The organism is Halorubrum sp. SP3, from assembly GCF_005435195.1.
In the GTDB taxonomy this organism is placed as follows: domain Archaea; phylum Halobacteriota; class Halobacteria; order Halobacteriales; family Haloferacaceae; genus Halorubrum; species Halorubrum sodomense.
In genome coordinates this window covers 1-409 of the sequence record NZ_SGTU01000430.1, presented here as the reverse complement: position 1 = coordinate 409, position 409 = coordinate 1, and the positions used below count along the sequence as shown (strand labels likewise).

General features: G+C 62.8%; 1 protein-coding gene. It reads left to right on the top strand.

Going from position 1 to position 409, the window contains the following annotated elements; translation table 11 throughout:
- Positions 1–36: 36 nt before the first annotated feature.
- Positions 37–409 (top strand): response regulator (locus EXE42_RS17125; protein WP_137707077.1); only part of this gene is annotated, 373 nt, incomplete at its 3' end.

The window sequence follows — 409 nt, the reverse complement described above, 5'->3', positions numbered from 1 at the left end:
CTTCCAGATGTGATTATTCGACAATTGGTAGCACAGATGGAGCCGATAACCGACTCGATCCGCGTCCTGTACGTCGACGACGAGCCGGAGTTCGCAGAGATGGCTGCGACCTTTCTCGGACGCGAAGACGACCGGTTCGACGTCGAGATCGTGTCGAGCGGGACCGAGGGGTCGGCCAGGCTGGCCGACGAGTCGTTCGACTGCGTGATCTCCGATTACGACATGCCGGGACAAAACGGGATCGAGTTCCTCGAGACCGTCCGCGACGACCACCCCGACCTCCCGTTCATCCTCCACACCGGCAAGGGGAGCGAGGAGGTCGCCAGCGACGCGATCTCGGCCGGCGTCACCGACTACATTCAGAAGTCCGGAAGCGCCGACCAGTACGCGCTGCTCGCCAACCGGATCC